Annotated in this window: 14 protein-coding genes, 7 tRNA genes and 5 pseudogenes; 14 read left to right on the top strand and 12 right to left on the bottom strand. The window is 40.8% G+C overall.

Annotated features, from left to right (window positions below):
* Positions 1-643 precede the first annotated feature (643 nt).
* The 10 genes from M1E93_RS14555 to nagB form a co-directional block, all read right to left on the bottom strand.
* Positions 644-718: transfer RNA gene (locus M1E93_RS14555), tRNA-Gln, on the bottom strand.
* A 31-nt stretch (positions 719-749) separates the two neighbouring features.
* Positions 750-834: transfer RNA gene (locus tag M1E93_RS14550), tRNA-Leu, on the bottom strand.
* Positions 835-840: 6 nt separating this feature from the next.
* Positions 841-917 (bottom strand) — tRNA-Met (locus tag M1E93_RS14545).
* A gap of 71 nt (positions 918-988) precedes the next feature.
* Positions 989-1063, bottom strand: a tRNA-Gln gene (locus tag M1E93_RS14540).
* Positions 1064-1097: 34 nt separating this feature from the next.
* A tRNA-Gln gene (locus M1E93_RS14535) sits at positions 1098-1172 on the bottom strand.
* A 28-nt stretch (positions 1173-1200) separates the two neighbouring features.
* A tRNA-Leu gene (locus M1E93_RS14530) sits at positions 1201-1285 on the bottom strand.
* Positions 1286-1290: 5 nt separating this feature from the next.
* Positions 1291-1367: transfer RNA gene (locus M1E93_RS14525), tRNA-Met, on the bottom strand.
* A gap of 361 nt (positions 1368-1728) precedes the next feature.
* Positions 1729-2952 carry a DNA-binding transcriptional regulator NagC gene (gene nagC / locus M1E93_RS14520; protein ID WP_426207000.1) on the bottom strand — a complete coding sequence of 408 codons (1224 nt, stop codon included), beginning with the start codon at positions 2950-2952 and terminating at the stop codon, positions 1729-1731.
* A gap of 11 nt (positions 2953-2963) precedes the next feature.
* A complete protein-coding gene (gene nagA, locus M1E93_RS14515; RefSeq protein WP_104873335.1) occupies positions 2964-4127 on the bottom strand; it encodes an N-acetylglucosamine-6-phosphate deacetylase in 1164 nt (387 codons plus the stop codon).
* 77 nt (positions 4128-4204) lie between these two features.
* On the bottom strand, positions 4205-5011 hold the full coding sequence (gene nagB / locus M1E93_RS14510; protein ID WP_004917685.1) for a glucosamine-6-phosphate deaminase: 807 nt from the start codon (positions 5009-5011) through the stop codon (positions 4205-4207).
* Positions 5012-5469: 458 nt separating this feature from the next.
* On the opposite strand from nagB, the gene nagE reads away from it, so the two are divergent.
* From nagE to M1E93_RS14450, 12 genes and pseudogenes are all read left to right on the top strand, one after another.
* The gene (gene nagE / locus M1E93_RS14505) at positions 5470-7497 is read left to right on the top strand and encodes an N-acetylglucosamine-specific PTS transporter subunit IIBC (RefSeq protein WP_426206999.1); all 2028 of its coding nucleotides are present in this window, start codon (positions 5470-5472) and stop codon (positions 7495-7497) included.
* Between the two features lie 1041 nt (positions 7498-8538).
* Positions 8539-9467 (top strand): annotated as a pseudogene (gene tssK / locus M1E93_RS14500) (type VI secretion system baseplate subunit TssK); the annotation flags it as partial.
* Between the two features lie 692 nt (positions 9468-10159).
* Complete coding sequence (locus M1E93_RS14495) at positions 10160-10387, top strand: hypothetical protein (RefSeq protein WP_076914344.1); 228 nt, start codon at positions 10160-10162, stop codon at positions 10385-10387.
* Between the two features lie 2 nt (positions 10388-10389).
* Positions 10390-11055 (top strand): glycoside hydrolase family 19 protein, encoded by a 666-nt coding sequence (locus M1E93_RS14490; protein WP_004917699.1) that lies wholly within the window; start codon positions 10390-10392, stop codon positions 11053-11055.
* Positions 11052-11414, top strand: coding sequence for a DUF4087 domain-containing protein (locus M1E93_RS14485; RefSeq protein ID WP_104873336.1), 363 nt, complete (start codon positions 11052-11054; stop codon positions 11412-11414). Before M1E93_RS14490 ends, M1E93_RS14485 begins: the two co-directional genes overlap by 4 nt.
* A 60-nt stretch (positions 11415-11474) precedes the next feature.
* On the top strand, positions 11475-11918 hold the full coding sequence (locus M1E93_RS14480; protein WP_004917703.1) for a hypothetical protein: 444 nt from the start codon (positions 11475-11477) through the stop codon (positions 11916-11918).
* Between the two features lie 563 nt (positions 11919-12481).
* Positions 12482-12744: pseudogene (locus M1E93_RS14475) on the top strand (PAAR domain-containing protein).
* Position 12745: 1 nt separating this feature from the next.
* Entirely contained in the window at positions 12746-12901 is a 156-nt protein-coding gene (locus tag M1E93_RS14470) for a hypothetical protein (RefSeq protein ID WP_004917708.1), read from the top strand.
* A gap of 123 nt (positions 12902-13024) precedes the next feature.
* Positions 13025-13537, top strand: coding sequence for a DUF3304 domain-containing protein (locus tag M1E93_RS14465; protein ID WP_076914345.1), 513 nt, complete (start codon positions 13025-13027; stop codon positions 13535-13537).
* Positions 13530-13748, top strand: coding sequence for a hypothetical protein (locus M1E93_RS14460; RefSeq protein ID WP_426206998.1), 219 nt, complete (start codon positions 13530-13532; stop codon positions 13746-13748). The genes M1E93_RS14465 and M1E93_RS14460 overlap by 8 nt, the downstream gene beginning before the upstream one ends.
* Before the next feature lie 9 nt (positions 13749-13757).
* Positions 13758-14563, top strand: a pseudogene (locus M1E93_RS14455) (IS5 family transposase).
* Between the two features lie 262 nt (positions 14564-14825).
* On the top strand, positions 14826-16319 hold the full coding sequence (locus tag M1E93_RS14450; RefSeq protein ID WP_231405871.1) for a DUF2235 domain-containing protein: 1494 nt from the start codon (positions 14826-14828) through the stop codon (positions 16317-16319).
* 769 nt (positions 16320-17088) lie between these two features.
* On the opposite strand, the pseudogene M1E93_RS14445 reads toward M1E93_RS14450, so the two are convergent.
* Positions 17089-17724, bottom strand: a pseudogene (locus M1E93_RS14445) (IS3 family transposase); the annotation flags it as partial.
* Positions 17725-17846: 122 nt separating this feature from the next.
* Positions 17847-18062, bottom strand: a pseudogene (locus tag M1E93_RS14440) (transposase domain-containing protein); the annotation flags it as partial.
* A gap of 218 nt (positions 18063-18280) precedes the next feature.
* On the opposite strand from M1E93_RS14440, the gene M1E93_RS14435 reads away from it, so the two are divergent.
* Both M1E93_RS14435 and glnS read left to right on the top strand, forming a co-directional pair.
* A complete protein-coding gene (locus M1E93_RS14435) occupies positions 18281-19096 on the top strand; it encodes a sulfite exporter TauE/SafE family protein (protein ID WP_104873337.1) in 816 nt (271 codons plus the stop codon).
* A 149-nt stretch (positions 19097-19245) separates the two neighbouring features.
* The gene (gene glnS / locus M1E93_RS14430) at positions 19246-20913 is read left to right on the top strand and encodes a glutamine--tRNA ligase (protein ID WP_014657755.1); all 1668 of its coding nucleotides are present in this window, start codon (positions 19246-19248) and stop codon (positions 20911-20913) included.
* The last annotated feature ends 17 nt before the right edge of the window (positions 20914-20930 follow it).

Below are 20930 nucleotides of genomic sequence, written 5' to 3'. Positions count from 1 at the left end.
CATCCTATATAAAGTGAAAGAAGACAGCGGCGATGTGAAGAAAGCTGCTTAAACTGCTCTCGTTTCAAATTTAAAAGATAAGCAGCTCTACCTCTATGAAAGTGGAGTGGTAATTTATGGCTTTCTGTGGTGATTAAACGGCAAATTCTCGGGGTAAGCGACCTCTTTATTGCTCGTGTCGATGGGCTAATGGGCTTTCTTGAAGCATCAAATAGCCTCTATCCTCAAGCAAAGCACTATGCCGCTTAAAACACTACGATGTGTTTATGGTAGGTTTGAAACCTGTTTATTGAGCTAGATGAACAGGAGAATAAATCAGGCAATAAGATTTGGTTATAGGGATGACACTGTAATGGATACACTGTCTGATTATTTTTGTTTCTCTGAAAATATCTCAAGGTCATCTATACGATAGGTGCTGTTCATCGTTTTGCCGCTGACGAACACTAAGTGGGTATACGGAACGAAAATAGTATCTGAAATGGCTGTACATTGGTCTACTTAAGGCTCAGAAAAATAGATGATGCAAACCTGTAACTGAGCTTGAGTGATAAATGAAGTTGTCTCTTTTGAGAAAGTATAAGGGATACCCCAAAGGTATATTAGGTGAAAATTTTACTTTGAAGTGGAGTAGGGGGAGAGATGGCTGGGGTACCAGGATTCGAACCTGGGAATGCCAGGATCAAAACCTGGTGCCTTACCGCTTGGCGATACCCCAATATATCAGATTTTTTATCCCTAGTTAGGGATGGTGCGGGAGGCGAGACTTGAACTCGCACACCTTGCGGCGCCAGAACCTAAATCTGGTGCGTCTACCAATTTCGCCACTCCCGCAAAACATGGTGGCTATGACGGGATTCGAACCTGTGACCCCAACATTATGAGTGTTGTGCTCTAACCAGCTGAGCTACATAGCCATGTCATACAGTAAGACTGCTTTTTTAACTTCACTGCATGGGATTCAAGACAACCTACGAAGAGGAGAAGATGGCTGGGGTACCAGGATTCGAACCTGGGAATGCCAGGATCAAAACCTGGTGCCTTACCGCTTGGCGATACCCCATCCGAGGATGTCTTCTAAATTCGTTAATTTAAGATGGCTGGGGTACCAGGATTCGAACCTGGGAATGCCAGGATCAAAACCTGGTGCCTTACCGCTTGGCGATACCCCAATCTTAAATTCAATAACCGAGAAGGAAATGGTGCGGGAGGCGAGACTTGAACTCGCACACCTCGCGGCGCCAGAACCTAAATCTGGTGCGTCTACCAATTTCGCCACTCCCGCAAACATGGTGGCTATGACGGGATTCGAACCTGTGACCCCAACATTATGAGTGTTGTGCTCTAACCAGCTGAGCTACATAGCCATCTTTTTTGCATTACCTTCATCGGCGTTGCGGGGCGCATTATGCTAATTACAGCTAAGACAGTCAACTGCTTTTTTCACTATTTTTGTGAAAATGCGTCCGTTTGTTTGATGAATAATCATTTTGTCGATAAAGACAGCAAAAAACAAGTCATTCATCGAAAAAACTGTGACATGTCACATGAGAGTAATTGTATCCATCTTAATATGTTGGGATGCCAAACTAACAGTGAAATGGTGATCCAAAAGATCTATCAACGCACGATTTGCCTGTTTTTGGCGTTAAGGAAAAAGAATCTAATCCAGAGCAAAAACCAGAAATGGAGCAACAGTTTCTGGTTTTTGCTGGTGGGATTGTGAGATCAGTTATCAAGGAGTTTTTGGAGCAACTCCCCATTGAGCATAGCGCGTTTTGTTAAGGCGAAGGCGCCGATTGCTGAGGTATGCACTAATTGTGAGGTAACTACCGGTAAGTTTTCACGGAACTCTTTGAGTGTTTGGGTATCGATACAACTTTGGATAGCTGGCAGTAAGACTTGCTCGGCTTCCGTAATATCACCTGCAATAACCACCTTTTCAGGGTTAAACAGGTTGATTGCGATAGCAATGGCTTTACCGATTTGGCGGCCGACATGCTGTATCACCTCTGTCGCCAGAGGGTCATTTTTATTTGCAGCTTGGCAGATATGCTGTATAGAGCAACGTTCTAGTGTGAGTGAGCTAGTAAAACCTTGTTCTAGGCGCTGTTGAACACGGTTTTCAATAACTTGATTTGAGGCGATAGTTTCGAGGCAACCAAAATTACCGCAATGGCACAAATCACCTAGAGGGTCCACTTGGATATGACCGATTTCACCGAGGTTACCACGGTGATTTAGTAAGATTTCATTATCAATGACCAGTCCGGCACCTGCACCGCGGTGGATCCGAACAAGTAGCGAGTCTTTGCAATCTTTTGTGGCTCCAAAGTAGCTTTCTGCTAAGGCAAGGCTACGGATGTCGTGCCCAACATAGCAGGTAATTTTGAAATGAGCCTGCAAATTATCGATAAGGTGCCAGTTATCCACTTTAATGTGTGGCATATAGTGAACAATGCCGCTGTGTGGGCTAACGAGGCCGGGTAAAATGACTGAGATGGCTATAAGCTCTTTAAGACGGCGTTGATTGAGCGCAATAAAGTCTTCTATCGCTTCAATCAGTTTTTGCTCTACCGCTTGCTGAGAAGGCGCTGAGATTGGATAGTGGGCATCGACAAGTAGCTTGCCGCTTAAATCATAAAGGGCGATAGTGGCATCATAACGACCTAAGCGCACACCTATCGTATGAAAGTTTTTATGCTCTGATACGATAGATATGGCACGTCGCCCCCCTGTAGAGGCTTGCTGGTCGACTTCTTTAATGAGGCCGCGCTCAAGTAGCTGACGAGTAATTTTAGTGACACTTGCGGGGGCAAGTTGGCTCTGCTCTGCAATTTGGATGCGAGATATAGGACCATGTTGGTCAATGAGGCTATATACCACGGCACCGTTGAGTTGTTTTACCAGATCAATATTACCAATTTGCTTTAGCGAGTGACTATGGTTCATCAGCTATATACTCATTTTTTGTAGACTTCCTCTCCGTTGACATAGGTTGAAAGGATTTGGAAGTCGTGGTTAAACGCAGTTAAGTTCGCAACTTTACCCGGCGCGATAGACCCTAAGTGGGATTCGACGCCAATCGCTCTAGCGGGGTAAAGTGTTGCCATTCTTAATGTTTCATCTAATGCGATACCGACATGTTCTACCGTATTTTTAACTGCTTCAATCATGGTTAGTGACGATCCACTGAGGGTTCCGTTCTCATCAACACATAATCCATTCCGGTAGTATATGGTTTTGCCTGCAAAGATAAAATGATCCATTTCACCAGTTTGAGGATCAATACCAGCAGGCGCGGTAGCGTCCGTAACTAAAACTAATTTATCACCTTTCAACCGTTTACTGTTACGAATATTTGCCCATTGTACATGAAGACCATCTGCGATAATGCCAGCGTACACTTCTGGAGTATCATAAATTGCCCCTACTAAACCAGGTCCGCGACCTGAAATATATGGCATGGCATTAAAGAGATGGGTTGAGAAACGGATACCCGCTTTAAAGCCGAGGCGCGCTTCTTCGTAAGTTGAATTTGAATGGCCCGCAGAAACGATAATGCCAGCATTGGTCAATTGGCGAATATAAGACTCACCCACGATTTCCGGTGCTAAGGTGACCTTGGTAATCGCATCTGCATGAGCGGCTAAATAATCAATCATTTGCGCAGAAGGCTGACGAATGAATTCAGGATTATGCGTGCCTTTTTTCACGATGTTGATGTAAGGGCCTTCTAAGTGTAGGCCGAGCGCTTGATGACGATGTGTTTTTAAGTACTCCATCATCACTTCTACCCCATGCTTCATCAGTTCATCGGAACAGGTAATTAAGGTTGGTAGAAAACTTGTGCACCCAGAACGCTCATTGGCTTTTTGCATTATCTCCAGATGCTTCAATGTCACATTTTCTTTGTTATCATTGAATTGGACGCCACCACAGCCATTGACTTGTAAATCAATAAAGCCGGGAGAAAGAATAGCACCTTGTAAATCGTGCTGCTTGATATCAGAGGGAAGTTCATCTAATGGGCAGATATCTTTAATAAGAGCACCATCTATGATGACAGCATGGTTATCTAATCTTTCATGACCTGTATAAATAATACAATGGGTTAATGCGTACATGGTATTTGGCTCCTGACTTCTGGAGAGATAAAACATCGGGTCACCGACCTGCTTCAACAGGTCGGGTGATCGAATGATTATGAGTTAAACTTTTCGATAATGTCAGATTCTAGCTGCGTAAAATATTTGAGTGTTTTTACTTTTAGCTCAAGCGTTGCGGGTTCATCACAGACGATCAATGCTTTTTGGTGCATTTGCACACAACTGATAGTCCATAAATGATTAACTGAACCTTCAACCGCAGCTTGAACGGCGTTGGCTTTGTTGGCACCCGTTGCCAATACCATCAGCTCTTCCGCATCCATTAATGTTGCGACACCTACAGTAAGGGCAAACTTCGGTACTTGATTGACATCATTATCAAAGAAACGTGAGTTAGCGATGCGCGTCTCGGGGGTTAATGTTTTGATACGAGTACGAGAGCGTAATGATGAGCCGGGTTCATTAAAGGCAATATGACCATCATTACCGACACCACCCATAAATAGATTAATTTTGCCATAAGACTTAATTTTATCTTCGTAGCGTTGGCATTCAGCATCCACATCCGATGCGTTACCATTTAGCAAATTGATATTTTCTTTTTGAATATCAATATGGTTAAAGAAGTTTTCATGCATAAAAGTATGGTAACTTTGCGGATGATCTTCTGGGATACCCACATATTCGTCCATGTTGAACGTTACAACATGTTTAAAGCTCACTTTGCCTGCTTGATACAACGCGATAAGCGCTTTGTATGTCGCAAGCGGAGTTCCACCGGTCGGCAAACCTAAAACAAAAGGGCGCTCGGCTGTTGGGTTAAAAGCGTTGATTTTATCTGCAATATATTGTGCAGACCAAATCCCAACGTCGTGAGCAGTTTTTAGTGGGAGAAGCCTCATGATACTTTACCTCTAGTAACAGTCTGTTAATTCTATGAAATCTGAAAGATCGCCATACTCTTTATGGCTTAAGTTACATGACATTTGTTGCAAATCAGCGATTGTACTCAATCGCCAGCATGTAACTTTGCTATTTTGAGTTGCTATGCCCCTGACTTTTTATTAACTAACTATAGGAAATTTCAGGGAGTATCGATTCTCTATTAGCTATACAGCTAAATCCAGTAGATAAGTTATTTTTAATCATAAAATAAGTTTTCAATAATAGCCACTAATTTAGGTGGATAATGAAAATTATCATTGACATTTATCACAAATCGAACCTATTTATTTTGTATCGCGAAAAAATTCATCTAGACTATGAAATTGCTACACTCAGACACCTAAATTATTATTATGGTGTATGAACAATAAGATCCTGTGAATGGGGCAATAATAGGGCTTTAAAGGGGGAGTTCGTGAATATTCTTAGCTACTTACAGCGGATCGGCAGGGCATTGATGGTGCCTGTGGCTGTACTGCCAGCCGCCGCAATCCTTATGGGGATTGGATATTGGATTGACCCAGATGGGTGGGGCGCCAATAGTGCAATCGCAGCGTTACTTATTAAATCAGGCGCAGCTATTATTGATAATATGTCTGTGCTGTTTGCCATTGGTATTGCCTATGGTATGTCGAAAGATAAAGATGGTGCAGCGGCGCTGACAGGGTTTGTGGGGTTCTTAGTGGTGACAACGCTGTGTTCACCAGCTTCTTACTCCATGATTATGAATGTTCCGCTTGAAAACGTTCCTGCTGCCTTCAATAAGATTAATAACCAGTTTGTGGGTATTCTGGTCGGTGTGCTCTCGGCTGAGCTGTATAACCGTTATAGCGGGGTGGAATTACCTAAAGCGTTATCATTCTTTAGTGGACGTCGTCTGGTTCCAATCCTGACTTCTTTCTTAATGATTATCCTTGCTTTCATTCTAATGTACGTATGGCCAGTCGTTTATAATGCATTAGTCTCATTCGGTGAAAGTATCAAAGATTTAGGTTCAGTGGGCGCAGGTATCTATGCCTTCTTTAACCGTTTATTAATCCCAGTTGGTCTGCACCATGCCTTGAACTCTGTATTCTGGTTTGACGTTGCAGGTATTAACGATATTCCTAACTTCCTCGGTGGCGCGAAGTCAATTGAAGAAGGTTTAGCGACGCCAGGCATCACAGGACGTTATCAAGCTGGTTTCTTCCCTATTATGATGTTTGGTCTACCAGGCGCTGCTTTGGCTATCTACCATTGCGCTCGTCCTGAAAATAAAGCCAAAGTTGCAGGTATTATGCTTGCGGGTGCTTTTGCTGCCTTCTTTACAGGTATTACAGAGCCACTTGAATTCTCATTCATGTTTGTGGCGCCTGTACTGTATGTGATCCACGCCTTATTAACCGGTATTTCTATCTATATCTCTGCCACAATGGAGTGGATCTCAGGATTCGGCTTTAGTGCAGGTTTAGTGGATATGTTACTGCAATCACGTAACCCTCTTGCGCTGCAATGGTGGATGTTGATTGTTCAAGGTCTCGTTTTCTTCTGTATTTACTATGTTGTTTTCCGTTTTATGATCACCAAGTTCAAACTGTTAACGCCAGGTCGTGAAGTGAGTGCAGGTGATGAAACAATTGACGGTTATGATGAAAACTTGAGCTCAGCTGATAGCACAGATAGTGATATTCAGAAAGAAGCCCGTCAATATGTCGCAGCTGTCGGCGGAAGTGACAATATTACAGGTATCGACGCATGTATTACTCGTCTTCGCTTGAATGTGAAAGATTCCAGTATTGTTAATGATGCGATGGCTAAACGCCTTGGTGCCTCAGGGGTTATTCGTTTGAATAAACAAAGCGTGCAAGTCATTGTAGGTACACGTGCTGAACTGGTCGCATCGGCGATGAAAGAAGTGATTGCGAAAGGCCCAATTGCAGCTTCTGCTTCAGCAACAGAAACTGAAAAAGCCAAGATAGCCGAGCCTGTGAAAACAAAAGGTGAAACAATTCTTTCACTGGTAGCACCTGTCAGTGGTGAAGTGTACTCCCTTGATGATGTGCCAGATGAAGCTTTTTCTAGTCGTATCGTTGGCGATGGTATTGCCATTAAACCAACCAGTGATGAGGTGCTTGCACCAGCATCAGGAACCGTCGTGAAAATTTTCGAAACTAACCATGCGTTCTGTTTAGAAACAGAAAATGGTGTTGAGTTAATTGTTCACATGGGTATCGATACTGTTGCTCTAAAAGGTGAAGGTTGTGCGCGTTTAGTGGAAGAAGGTAGTGAAGTGAAAGCCGGTACACCAATTCTGAAGTTGGATATCACTTTCCTAGAAGCTAACGCTAAATCGATGATCAGCCCTGTTATTATCAGCAATATCGATGATTTTGCTGGTGTTGAAATTTTAGCTAACGGAAATGTGACCGCGGGTGAAACCGTGATCTACAACGTGCTAAAATAGTGGTTTGCTAATCAGTTATTGACAGAGTCAAAGGGAGGCGTAAGCCTCCCTTTTTTATTTATATACTCAGGGCTATATAAGGGTTGCCATTATACTTCGTCGTTGCCTTACTGAAGGGGCGATACTCACCGCGCAAAGTCGCTATTATGCGTATGCGATTTCGGATTTAAAGAAAAGTTTTGATTACAGTATCGCAATAAACACAGAAGAATCGATAACAGAAGCATTGAGCTATTTTTCAATGCTCCATGCAAAACATCATCACAAAGTGGCCTTATGGTCATTAATTCAAGATAAAATCACTAAGTTATGGATAATTAACAACTAATTTATCTATAACAATAAAGTATAGCCGAAACCATACTGCAAATTGGCGGCTTGATTTGGCATAAGAATAATATCCCAACTATTCTTATGCTCTTCACGTGACAATGAGACTACTCATGACAGTCAGCATCGTAGTGACAAACCGGAAAGAAACATTTTTCACACATAAAATAGGTATTAATCATTAAATTTCCTTACGTTACCTTTCTAATTGATAACATACAACACAGCCTTGAATGCGCCAGCATGGCTTCTTAAGTCCGTCTTCACTCCAGATTATTTCATTCTGTTACCTTACAATACATTTTATGTCTAATTCGGCTAGTGAATAATGCTCACTATGCGTATTTGTGACTATATAAGAGAAATTGATAAAAATAATTGCTGACTTAATCCTTAATTCCTATAATTTGAGCGCTATATTTAGGATATGGACGTTTGGATTCAAGCGGTCCATCAATTGCATTCATCATTTGATGGGCCACGGGTTATTTTTAAGTGCCATTTTTTATTAATTTGGATTGATTTGTCAGGACAGTATTAGCGTATTTTAACCTTATGAGCCTTGGGTGACGGCTAAGGGCGGTAGCGTATCAAAACATCAGAAATGCTTTACTTTCCAAATTTGAGTGAATACATCACCTCGCCGCCGAATTGTTTCGGGAAAATGAATCATAATGCCAATTGCCTTTGCTTAAATAAAAGGCTCATCGAATGAAAATTTACCGCCCATTATGGAATGAAGGCGCATTGCTCTCTCCGCAACAATTTCAACAGCAAGCGCAATGGGAGGCTTTCACTAACCAAGGTGTTTCCGGTTTATTCTCTCCCTTTAACTGGGGAGTGAAAAGTTGAACTGGATGAGTCATTTTTGTCGTCCGGTCGTTTACAAGTTCATCAACTAAGGGCATGGTTGCCGGATGGGGCGTTAATAGATACCCAAGTCAGTGATATCACTCCAGAGCCCCGAGAGTTAAATTCCACCGCGTTATCTCAAACTGACAGCATTGTGCTGGTGCTGGCCTTGCCACTCCTTCAACAAGGGATCATCAATGTTCAGAAAAAAGGGGGCTTTTCTGAACGTTCCCTTCGTTATCAGGAAGAGTGGGTGAATGTGCCGGATGTGTTTGGTCAGGATGATGAATCCATGGCAGTTGCCCGTTTTAATATTGCTGTCCGTTTTCAGCATGAAAATAATGATGCGTGGCAAACGTGTCCTATTGCACGCCTAACTCGTGATGGTCAAGGTGGCTGGGCAATAGATAGAACATTTATTCCCCTCCATGACGCAATTTTCAGCAAGCCGAGAATTATAAGAGCGATTAGCCTTGCTGAATCGCCAAATACGCTCCCGTTGCCAACGACTGATGTCCATGCGCCGTGAGAGCAATGAACGTTTAGCTGATTTTGCCGTCGCTGATGTTTCCTTATTTTGGTTGTTAAACGCCTTAAACTCCCATGCTAATGTTCTCATGAATTATGAAAGCTATCCACAGCGCCACCCTGAAATCATTTGGGCTGAATTGACCCGTTTGGCGGGGAGTTTATTAACCTTTTCGTTAGAGCATGATCTCGCGACCATTCCTGCCTATGTCCATGACGACCTCGAAAATACGTTTCCACCGTTGTTTGACTTGCTCAGTACCAATACTTATGTGACACTACGATTAAGACGTGAAATAAACGCAAGTGATATAGATCGGGACTATTATATTGACGCCCAAGCCATCTGTGAGGACTGGTTGGAAAATATAAATGTAAAATATATCGAAGTGTCAAATGATAAAGCAAAGCTAAAGCTTATTTTAGGTGAAAAAAACTGTAGCTCACTATATTTCATTACTTTATCGAAAGATTTAAATGGCTGGAAAATTGACTCAGTAGAATCTTTTTAAAAGAAAATTTATATAAATAAAGTGGTGAGTTAAATGGTCAATTTAGAAAAATCAATAATCTTATTAAATAGTGAAGCGGATAGAGTCGCATCTGAAAATTTAAGAAGATTCCAAAGTGGATAAAAGTCGAAACAGACAAACAACAGCAAAAATACTATTTTTTATCCGAGCATCTAGGGTATTTTCCAAAACAGATTGATATCAGTGACACAGATAAAGATAAAATCGGCTCACTGATAAAGCGTTTTGAAGAAATTCAAGCCGATGAAACAAAACAAGCGGAATACCAAAATATTACCCAACATGCGCTTTTTCTGTCGCGTTATGATTTAGAGAAAATAGGCTTTAGGGCCTTAACCAGTGAAACAAAAACGTTTGATTATTTAAACGGGTACATTCAACCCAAAGCCACTTATATCAGTGCGATATTTGATACTATTTTGGCTGAAGCTAAAGTGTCACCACGCCCTGAAAAAGGGATTATTGCCCATAATTATCAACGTTTAATTAATAAAATCAAAGGCAGTGCAACGGAGCACTACAATCCAGAAGAATACCGTCGCGCTTTCCATAACCCCATGTTTTCCCATATCGTGAATAAAACTATTGTCAAACACCCTAGTGATTGGTATTACAAAAAAACGATAGTGTATGGCAAAATTTTCTAAACATGCTGAGTGAAGAGGCTCCCTTATGGCGTTCTTACAGCGAAGAGTTTCTCGATAGTATGGTTTGGATGCAGGATGTGACTAACGAAAAAATTGGTCCTGAAGTGTGGCATATGCATCCGCTGGTGTTTTTGGATTCATTCCATAGTAAAAAGTATGATTTTTCAACTAAAGAAGGCACGATCCATGCAATTATTAGTGAGTGTAAAAATCAGGGAATTTCTTTAAACACACAAATAGCATACATTTTAGCAACTGTAAAAAGAGAGACGGGGGATGCATTTCAGCCTGTACGAGAAGGAAATTACGGAGGAAGAACGGTTAGTGATGAATATAGAAAGAAAAAATTCAGGTATTACCCATATTATGGTAGAGGTTATGTACAGATAACATGGAAATACAATTATGAGAAATACTCACAAAAACTAAATGTCGACATGGTTAATGAACCAGATTTAGCATTAAATCCAGAGTATTCATTGTTTATTTTAATTGATGGTTTTAAATATGGTGAATTTACAGGTAAGAAAATAACCGATTATATTAATGAGTCTAAAACTGATTTTTATAATGCAAGAAAGTGTATCAATGGATTAGATCAAGCAGATCAAATAAAAGGCTTTGCAGAGGATTACTTGGAAAAACTAAATAATGGCTTATTAGCATGAAAAAAAATTATTTTATATGTCTCCTTCTATTTATACAATTTTCTGTACATGGGCAAGAAATTCTTTGTGGCTGGTTAGATAATCCTACACCAGGAAATCTTTGGCTTATCGATCGTGATGCTGAGTGGAGTATATCTCAGCAAGGAGGGCGTGAATCGGAAGGAATTGAAAAAATTATTGATAATTCTATTGACCCTTCAGAAATAATTTACACTAACGGTAACTATGGTGTCAGGTGTGCCTGTTTATCTGTAGAGGTTGATAATAAATCAAAAACAATTATAAAGATATACTCTTTTGATCTGCTTAAAATCAAACAATGCCGTGATGATAAAAAAATACAACATTTTATCAATTAAACTTAATGGTGATTATGCTTTGATATTACTGACTTAGTAGAAAACTAAGTGATAATAGTCATGAAATTTAAAAAAATGTTTCTTATGATGTTGCTGCCTTTAAGTGCTTTCTCAAATAATAAAATATTCTTTCAATGTGCAACTGAAAATGGCTCAATTAACTTGGCGTTAGTTGGTGAAAATTTAAAGTTAACAATGAAAAATAACGATTCTATTTTTATTGAGCAGTCTTCTAAATTATTGGAGAGTAAGGGCTTCTCATATAATTATTATTCTAGGTATAATACTGAGTATTACAGGGTTACTTACTCAAATAACAATATGGGTTACGCAATATATAAAAATTACGAAGATGGCCAATATAATAGCGGGTTACAAGTGACAGACTTGAGTGTTAATAAAGAATATAATTTTGATTGCAATAAAATAAAGGTCGATAAATTAGATGAATTATTCAACATTCTTGATTGTGATAAAGAAAGCGCGTTAGGCTGTATGCATTAACTCATTTATTTTGAAGGGGAACGATAAATCGAATTATTATAACCAGAGAACTAACATGAACAATGTAATTGCGCTACCATTAAAATTTTTACTAATAAAATTTATCCAAATCCTTTTTATATTAAATTTCCACTACAAGCATTTGCCAGTAATCATAATGTTGAAACAAAGCAACTTCAATCAAAGAGTGCAACATTTTCATCCTATTGCCGACAGTTAGACGAAGGAAAGGAATATGACGGTACTTTAGAATATACCTATTATTTTCCTAGCCAAACCCTATCACAAGCTTATAACACATTAATAAGCCTCGATGATTATCGACATGCTAGACTTAAAAATAAATTGCCCACTAAAAATCTAAGCTATCTAAATCGAGAGTAAAACGAAAGGCGATGAAACCTTTGATTATCAATGGATGACTGATAAGAGAGTTAAAATAGTTGCGGAAAAAGAGATGGAGTCATCAACCTATTTATTTGAAGAAATGAAGATACAAACGCACTTATTACTTATTGAAGAAACGGGCTATTAACCAGCTGAAATCTTAAAGGACTAAAACCATGCAACAAATTATTCGTAAAGGCGATAAAACCACCCACGGTGGCACCGTGCTGACAGGCTTTGATACCATGAAATTCGGGGGCATTGGGGTGGCACGTAAAGGCGATCAGGTTTCTTGCCCAAAAAAAGACACGGTCCGACCACCATCATTGAAGGTAATCCTAACTACCTCGATAACGGTATCCCTGTCGCTTTTCAGGGGCATAAATGCGGTTGTGGCTGTACCTTAATCAGCTCCTTTTCGCCCGCCAAGGTAGGCTGACATGCCTGTTTGGCTCAATACGATTCCGCCTGCTGCCGCAAAAGTGCCACGTCCCAATACGCGTCGCTGGTTAGTGGTGTTATTGATTATCTTGTTTATGGGGTTTGCGCTGACTTTATGGTTTTGGACAAAAGACAGAACGGGGTTTATTTTTTGATGGAGCTGGGCGAGTAAGGGTTTTCACTGAATGAAAAAGCAAATATTTATTATTTAGCTCAATATGAAATTATTGATTTAACTAACAAGCATATTGCAATAAAATTAAATATAGGAGAAAAACATGACATGGATTCAACAAAATCACGAAAGGCTACTGAGGTTCAAGTTGTATTTATTTGTATTTTTAATTGGGCTATCTGTTTTGTTTGCATCAAAGTCAAGTGCAAATGATGCATTAGATAATAAAGAGGTCGCTTTAGTTACTCATAATTGGCAAAACAGGCCCATTTCATGGTTTAGTTTAAATAACATTATGGGGGGGAATGCACCCGCTTATAAATACAATCCCTATGCCTATGGTTCAGGTGCAATGACATGCTGCGGAATAATAAAAGGAAAAATAGCTGTAATAAAGTGGCGATTAGGTGTCAAAGGTTCACAATATGACGCAGGAATGCGTTCTGAAAATTATCAAATTAAGGTACCATTACCTGAGCGTAAAGAAGGGGACGATACATTACATGTTCATTTTTTACCAGAAAATACAATTAAACTAGAATGGAATAATAAAAACTCATCTTCATATAACCCTTTTAGCTCAAGTAAAGAAATTGAGGGTACACATAATGAATAATGATAAACGAGCTAGTACTGATTCGATCATTGCAGCAACAAACAAAGCAAAGCAAGCACAAGAATGTAAATTAGGTAATTGCTCACGTACTTTACACATAGGCTTGTTTTTTGATGGAGTTGGTCGAAATAAAGACTTAGATGAACCCAATGGCAAATTAAGAACCTATCCCAAAAGGAATTGTCAGATAATACATAATGATAATTTATGAGGGCAACGTATGGTAGGTAATAAGTGGCAAATCAGTGATGAACTCTGGGAGAAAATGGCTCCTCTCATCCCGGAGCATAGAACTCAACACCCGCTGGGTACGCACCACAAGCGGGTTGATAATCGCGCTGCAATGAACGCCATTTTCTTCGTACTCAGGACGGGTTGCCAGTGGAATGCGCTAAATGCCACCGGTATATGCTCGTCAAGCTCTGCTCATCGCCGATTTCAGGAGTGGCGGGATGCTGGCGTATTTGAACGCTTCTGGCAAAACGGGTTGCTTGCTTGCGAACAGTTGGACGCTATTGACTGGTCGTGGCTGTCGATGGATGGTTGTATGACCAAATCACCGCTGGCAGGCTCAAAAAAACAGGCAAGAACCCAACAGACCGAGGGAAACGGGGCGTAAAGCGCAGTCTGATGACTGACGGGAACGGGCTTCCGCTTGCACTGGTTGTCGCTGGAGCAAATACGCACGACATAAAGCTGGTTGCGGATACGCTCGATGCCCTCCAGACGGGCAGACCGGGCAAGAGGCTCCGGTTGTGCATGGACAAAGGGTATGAAGCGGAATGGTTGGGAGCGTATCTGAAAAGTCGTCGCTATGAACCTCATATCCAGTCACGGAAGGATGAATCAGAAGCCATCAAAAACACGGATTTTAAGGCCCACCGCTGGGTTGTAGAGAGAACACACAGTTGGATGAATCGCTACCGTCGTGTCCTGACTCGTTGGGAGAAGAAGGTCGAGAATTATGAGGCAATGCTGCATCTTGCCTGTGCCATCATTGTCTGGAATAAAATCCTATTGGGATAGGTTCTAAGTAATATTGCTAAATTATTTTATGCGTATAAAAATGCAGAAGAAATTACAGTGAATAATGATTATTGGAAATTTTACATATCAGGCCTTGGTACACCTTATAATGAAGTGAATAACAGTGAGCGAAATTATATTAATACAAATCTTAATGATGAATTTCAAAGTAATATTCAAGACTCGATAAGAGATACGAGCTTAGAGGCGGGGGTTTGATTACGCGATAGGAAAAGATGGCTTTAAAAAAATTGAAGAATTAGTGTCTCCGAAAGGTCAGGTTAAAATGTTTGCCGAGGCCGGATTTGATGCTGCTGCGAAAATAGGTATTGAAGCAACACCATTTTTAAGAGATAACGAATTTATTGCCTATAATTTTGTAACAGGGGTAGAAACGCGAATTAATGACTTAAAAGAGCGATTTTCCCGAGCGTGTAATGAAGCTCAAAAAGGAGAAATTCCCATTAATTTGATCTCAGTTTCTGTGTTTGGCTTTGATATGGGAGCGACACTAGCCCGATACTTTATCGGTGTGTTAGTTAACCAACTTTGCCAAAAAAATTATGATACGGGTCTCTATTTTTACGGGGGCGTTCACGGTGGTGCTTGGGTTGACATTCCTTTTGTGGGACTATTCGATTGCTCTCGTGACACGCCTGAAAGTGAGGATAACGGATTAGATTATGGATTAAATATACTAACACTTCCGGCAAAAAGTAATAAGGTAACGGAAGTTGCTATTGACTCATTAATTACTATGGTTGCAGGGCGTAAATATATTGACCATATGACACCGCTGCCTACAATAGTTAAAAAGTCTTTACATTTGATAGCTGCCCATGAAAAACGCAAATGGCGTTGTCTCTATTTAACGGGCAGAAGTGGGGAACATCATCAGGAAGAGCTATTACCCGGTTGCAGTGAGGATATCGGCGGGGGATTAAGAAATAATGAACAAAAGCCCAATGAAGAACTCGCTAAAGTCGCCTTAAATAAAATGCATTTAGCCGCATTTCATACTGGAGTTCCATTTCCTGAACTCGATGCATTGCGCGAAATGGATTTTGATACGTGGCTCTATTTCCAATATGAACAAAAGGTGGAAGGCAAAAATGCAACAGAATGGGTAGATTATTATCAATCAGGCATTCCATTAAAAAAATTGACATTTACGGCCTTGAATGCTCACCTCGACAGTTATTTTGCGTGGTTAGACCAGAAGCATTATGAATATAAAAATGAGCTACGAAAATTAGAGGAGCAAGAGAAAGCCGAATTATTATCCGCAGGTTCACATCAAGGTGGTTTTAATATTTCAGCTAAGTCTAGACAAGCTGCGTTCGGTGCTTCTGAAAAAATGGCGTTATTGAAGAAAGATTGGGGGTGGTTATCTGAAGTAGCAAAAATGGCATGGCAAGTCAAAACACGAAAGCTTAGCCCTGTTCCACCTGAAATTTTTGATAAAATATACTGGCCCGCTAAACGTCGGGCACAATACTATATCGACTGTGGCACGGCGGGATATGATAATATGCCATTTCCGATATCATATGTTCCTGTTTCAAATGAGCTCTATAGTTGGTTTGTCCACGATATACAGCGCGCAGAGGGAATAAATTATCACTATTTTTATATTCGTTTAATGGAACCACTCTCTGGGGATTTTCCGCCAGATGAACCTGAAGTAAATACGCCTCCAGAGCCACCACTGTATGTTGGTAATGATTTTATATTCACTGGGTGGCCTAAATTTTAAAATTTCACACTCAATCAATATTATAAGGAAGTTATGACTGAAGGAAAAATAGGTACCGCATTTTTATATACTAAAAGAAAGTCACTTTCATTTTTTTGTTATTATATTTTAACTGCAATTTTATTGACATTATCAATTAAGGTGGTTAATTCTTTATTTGTAAGCGCTAATTATCGATACACTCATGAGGCCCTATCAAAAAGTATTGACTTGGATTTGGGGTTTTCTATTTCATTTGCCTATGGTTTGGTTATTCTGATCATTTATGGTCTCGCTTATTGTACTTTTTCATTACTGGAAATCCAGCGATTGCGCAGTATTGGCTATCGGTATCCTATCGCTATCTGTTTCATTATGTTCTTACTGAATAGAGTATCTAATTACTTTTATACACTAGTTGGATTAAATTGGATCTCGATTGTTATCGGTGTTATTTCATTCATTTATTTTATTGTATTGATTTTTCTTTCAGAAAAGGAAATGTATATAAACCAGAAAACCAATGTAACGAAGCCATAGTGTGAATAGTGTGAGTCTGAATCTAAAACCATTGAGGATTTTGGACTCACATAAAAACATTTAGAAGTATTCAAATTATTGTGAATTCTCAATTTTTTTAAATATCACAGTCAAATTTATTTCCTTTTAATGAATTAAGCGTATTCGCTACATTTGCCTGAATAAAATATTGTCCTGATATTCCGAGGTTACGCTTTACGCCAATTCCTTCTTGATAAATATATCCCAACCGTGAATAAGCTTGTGAAGTGACTTGCTTGGCATACGCAACAGGCGGCATATCGTTCACTGAACTATGTGGGCGAACATGGTTGTAGTGTTCACGCCATAGCTCGATTTCGTATCTGGCTTCGTCTAAGGTTCTGAACCCATGCGGGTTCAGACATTTATTTCTGAATTTACCATTCAGGCTTTCCACAAAGGCGTTTTGCGTGGGGTTTTCTGGCTGGATAAAGCCCAATGTTATACCGGTTTCCTTGCTCCAAAAAAACATCGCTTTGCTGGTAAATTCGGTCCCATTATCGCAGGTAACCTTGTTGGGTTTGCCTCGTTCTTCCATCAATTGGTCCAAGGATCTGGCGACCTGCCTGCCACTGATGGCCACAGAGACTAATTGACCGACCATTTCCCGCGAATAATCATCCACGACATTCAGTACCCGAAAGCACCGACCATTGCTGAGTTGGTCTGAAACAAAGGCTATAGACCAACGTTAATTGGGAGCCGTTGGTACTTCCATGGGCTGCTTTGACTGGGTTAGCTTCTTGCGCTTCTTCGTCCTGACCTGCAAGCCTTCCTCGATGTAGAGGCGATATGTACGTTTACGGTTCTGGACTCGGCCTTCACCTCTGAGCAAACCATGCAGCATCAGATACCCATAGCGGGGATCTGGTATCCGCCATAATGTGCCATCGACAGCCATCAAGGTTAATCCGTTCCAGTGTGATAATGGCAGTTTATCAAGCCAGAGCTGGCTTGTTTTTTCAAATACTTTGCGAACGGCATCTTCCCCTAACCGTTGCCGAGCCTGAACAACGGCACTTGGTGCAACGTAAGGTCGGTTGCTCGGTAAAACAATATCGAGATGAAAAACGAGTTGAGCCATGGAAAGAGAACGAAAAAGAGACATTCGTCAATGAGTTCAGCGGAAAGGAGGTCAGAAAGGGCTGTAAATTCTTTTGGCGAGAAAGCCAGAACAGTCTCGAAAGCTTGGCTAAGTAACATAAAAAATCTGTAATCTTCGGATGATTACGTATTTTTGCAGAACTGTAGGATCATTCAATCCATTATTTAGTTCTTAACTGATCAACATTAAGGCGTAAGCCTCCCTTTTTTATTCCCTTAAATTTGGCGAAATTTCAAAACACATTGTCCGTTATGCGTAAGTTAATCACGGCTCTTCACAATAAGATAACAACGTTATCTTGAATGGAGATGTATTGGTGACTCTACTACTTTGTCTTTTTGGTTTTATTTCTGGGATCACGACGGCACTTTTTGGTTTCGGTGGGGGCTTTATTACGGTTCCTCTACTCTATGCACTCATTACCTTGGTGTGGGGGCCAGAGAGCGAAGCAAGTGCAGTTGCGATGCAAATTGCCGTCGCAACTTCAACCTGCGTGATGATTTTCTCTGCCTCACTATCAAGTAGGGCGCATTATCGGAAAGGTCATTTAAATTGGAGCATTATTCGCCCGTTTATTATTCCTATCTCTTTAGGCGGTATTTTGGGGGCTTTTATTGCGCTCTCTGTTGATAGTGAATGGATCCGTTGGCTCTTTATTGGCTATCTTGTTATTACGATTTTAGATTGCCTGATAAGACCCGGATTTATGAAAACACACACTGAGGGCATAACGCCTTCAGGCGGCGATGTTTTTGCTGATATACCTATTGGTTTAGTCATAGGGGCGGTTGCTGCATTTCTCGGTGTGGGGGGGAGTGTGATGACGGTGCCACTAATGCGACGTCGTGGGGCGACGATGATCCAAGCTGCTGCGTTTGCAAACCCACTAACATTACCGATGGCGATAACAGGAACGTTGACCTACTTTTATTTTGCGTTAACGGAACATGTTCAATTAGGTGCTGGCTTTATTGGGATGGTTTATATCAAGGGGGCATTAATTCTGATTGTGACATCATGGCTAGGAATTCGTTTTGCCAGTTTATTGATGCCATACTTGAGCGATAAGCGCCATGCTCAAAGTTATCCACTGCTCCTTCTTATTGTGTTAAGTGTTATGCTATTAACCTAATATATTGCTTTAATATCATTGTTTCAGGTGCGAAATACAAGGCAATATGTGTTTAATCAATACATAGTTGATCAAACGGTTGTTTCTTGACAGATTATGGTAGAATATATTTTGCTATTACGCGCTTTTGGCATTGAGGAATGATGACAATGAATGAGGCAGAGACTCGCCCAACAAATTTTATCCGTCAGATCATTGATGAAGATCTGGCGAGCGGGAAACACACTTCGGTGCATACACGTTTCCCACCTGAACCGAATGGCTATTTACACATTGGTCATGCAAAATCAATTTGCCTGAATTTTGGTATAGCGCAGGATTATCAGGGTCAGTGTAACTTACGTTTTGACGACACCAACCCAGTCAAAGAAGATGTTGAATATGTCAACTCGATTCAAGAAGACGTTCAGTGGCTAGGTTTCCAATGGAGCGGTAAGGTTCACTACTCTTCTGATTATTTCGATATTCTATATCAATACGCTATTGAGCTTATCAACAAAGGCTTAGCGTATGTGGATGAACTGAGCCCAGAGCAAATTCGTGAATATCGTGGCACTCTAAAAGAGCCGGGTAAAAATAGCCCTTATCGTGACCGTAGTATTGAAGAGAACTTAGCGCTATTTGAAAAAATGCGTGCGGGTGGCTTTGAAGAAGGTAAAGCTTGCTTACGTGCAAAAATCGATATGGCATCACCTTTTATCGTTATGCGTGATCCCGTTTTGTATCGTATTAAATTTGCAGAGCACCATCAGTCAGGTAATAAATGGTGTATTTACCCAATGTATGACTTCACGCATTGTATTTCCGATGCATTAGAAGGCATTACACATTCACTGTGTACATTGGAATTCCAAGACAACCGCCGTTTATATGATTGGGTGCTTGATAACATCACGATTGACTGCCATCCACGTCAATATGAGTTTTCACGCTTAAACCTTGAATATACGGTCATGTCTAAGCGTAAGTTGAACCAATTAGTGACAGATAAATTAGTTGATGGTTGGGATGACCCGCGTATGCCGACAATTTCGGGTTTGCGTCGCCGTGGTTACACCGCTGCATCTATTCGCGAATTCTGTCAGCGTATTGGCGTGACTAAGCAAGACAATAACGTGGAAATGGCGTCGCTGGAATCATGTATTCGTGATGATCTTAACGAAAACGCGCCGCGTGCGATGGCGGTGATCGATCCTGTACGCCTAGTCATTGAAAATATGCCAGAAGGCGAAGAGATCTTGACCGCACCTAACCATCCAAATAAACCTGAGATGGGAACTCGTGAAGTGCCGTTTAGCAACGAGTTGTATATTGATCGCGCAGATTTTCGCGAAGAGGCTAACCGTCAATACAAACGTTTAGTGTTAGGTAAAGAAGTTCGCCTACGTAATGCTTATATTATTAAAGCAGAGCGCGTGGAAAAAGATGCAGAAGGGAACATCACAACGATTTACTGCACCTATGATCCACAAACCCTAAATAAAGACCCTGCCGATGGTCGTAAGGTGAAAGGCGTTATTCATTGGGTTAGCGCAGCGCACGCACTACCTGCTGAAATTCGTTTATATGACCGTTTATTCACCGTACCAAACCCAGCGGCGGAAGAAGATTTCTTATCGGTCATTAACCCAGAATCATTGGTTATTCGACACGGGTTTGTTGAGCCGAGCTTGCGTGAAGCTGCAACAGATAAGCCATATCAGTTTGAACGAGAAGGCTATTTCTGTGCAGATAACCGTTTAAGCAGCGCAGATAAACTGGTGTTTAACCGTACGGTAGGCTTGCGCGATACTTGGGCGAAGATAGAGAAACAATAATTACCCCCTTGTGTGTG

The organism is Providencia sp. PROV272 (genome assembly GCF_049901975.1).
GTDB classification, from domain to species: Bacteria; Pseudomonadota; Gammaproteobacteria; order Enterobacterales; family Enterobacteriaceae; genus Providencia; species Providencia stuartii.
Note: the sequence above shows the minus strand (reverse complement) of the source record. Positions and strands in the feature narration are given on the sequence as shown.

Bases quoted from the DNA above. Each gene is read 5' to 3' on its own strand.
- nagC (WP_426207000.1), bottom strand. From the start codon at position 2,952: ATGAACCATAGTCACTCGCTAAAGCAAATTGGTAATATTGATCTGGTA.
- nagA (WP_104873335.1), bottom strand. From the start codon at position 4,127: ATGTACGCATTAACCCATTGTATTATTTATACAGGTCATGAAAGATTA.
- nagB (WP_004917685.1), bottom strand. From the start codon at position 5,011: ATGAGGCTTCTCCCACTAAAAACTGCTCACGACGTTGGGATTTGGTCT.
- M1E93_RS14490 (WP_004917699.1), top strand. From the start codon at position 10,390: ATGCTGAGTGAAGAGGCTCCCTTATGGCGTTCTTACAGCGAAGAGTTT.
- M1E93_RS14485 (WP_104873336.1), top strand. From the start codon at position 11,052: ATGAAAAAAAATTATTTTATATGTCTCCTTCTATTTATACAATTTTCT.
- M1E93_RS14480 (WP_004917703.1), top strand. From the start codon at position 11,475: ATGAAATTTAAAAAAATGTTTCTTATGATGTTGCTGCCTTTAAGTGCT.
- M1E93_RS14470 (WP_004917708.1), top strand. From the start codon at position 12,746: ATGCCTGTTTGGCTCAATACGATTCCGCCTGCTGCCGCAAAAGTGCCA.
- M1E93_RS14465 (WP_076914345.1), top strand. From the start codon at position 13,025: ATGACATGGATTCAACAAAATCACGAAAGGCTACTGAGGTTCAAGTTG.
- M1E93_RS14460 (WP_426206998.1), top strand. From the start codon at position 13,530: ATGAATAATGATAAACGAGCTAGTACTGATTCGATCATTGCAGCAACA.
- glnS (WP_014657755.1), top strand. From the start codon at position 19,246: ATGAATGAGGCAGAGACTCGCCCAACAAATTTTATCCGTCAGATCATT.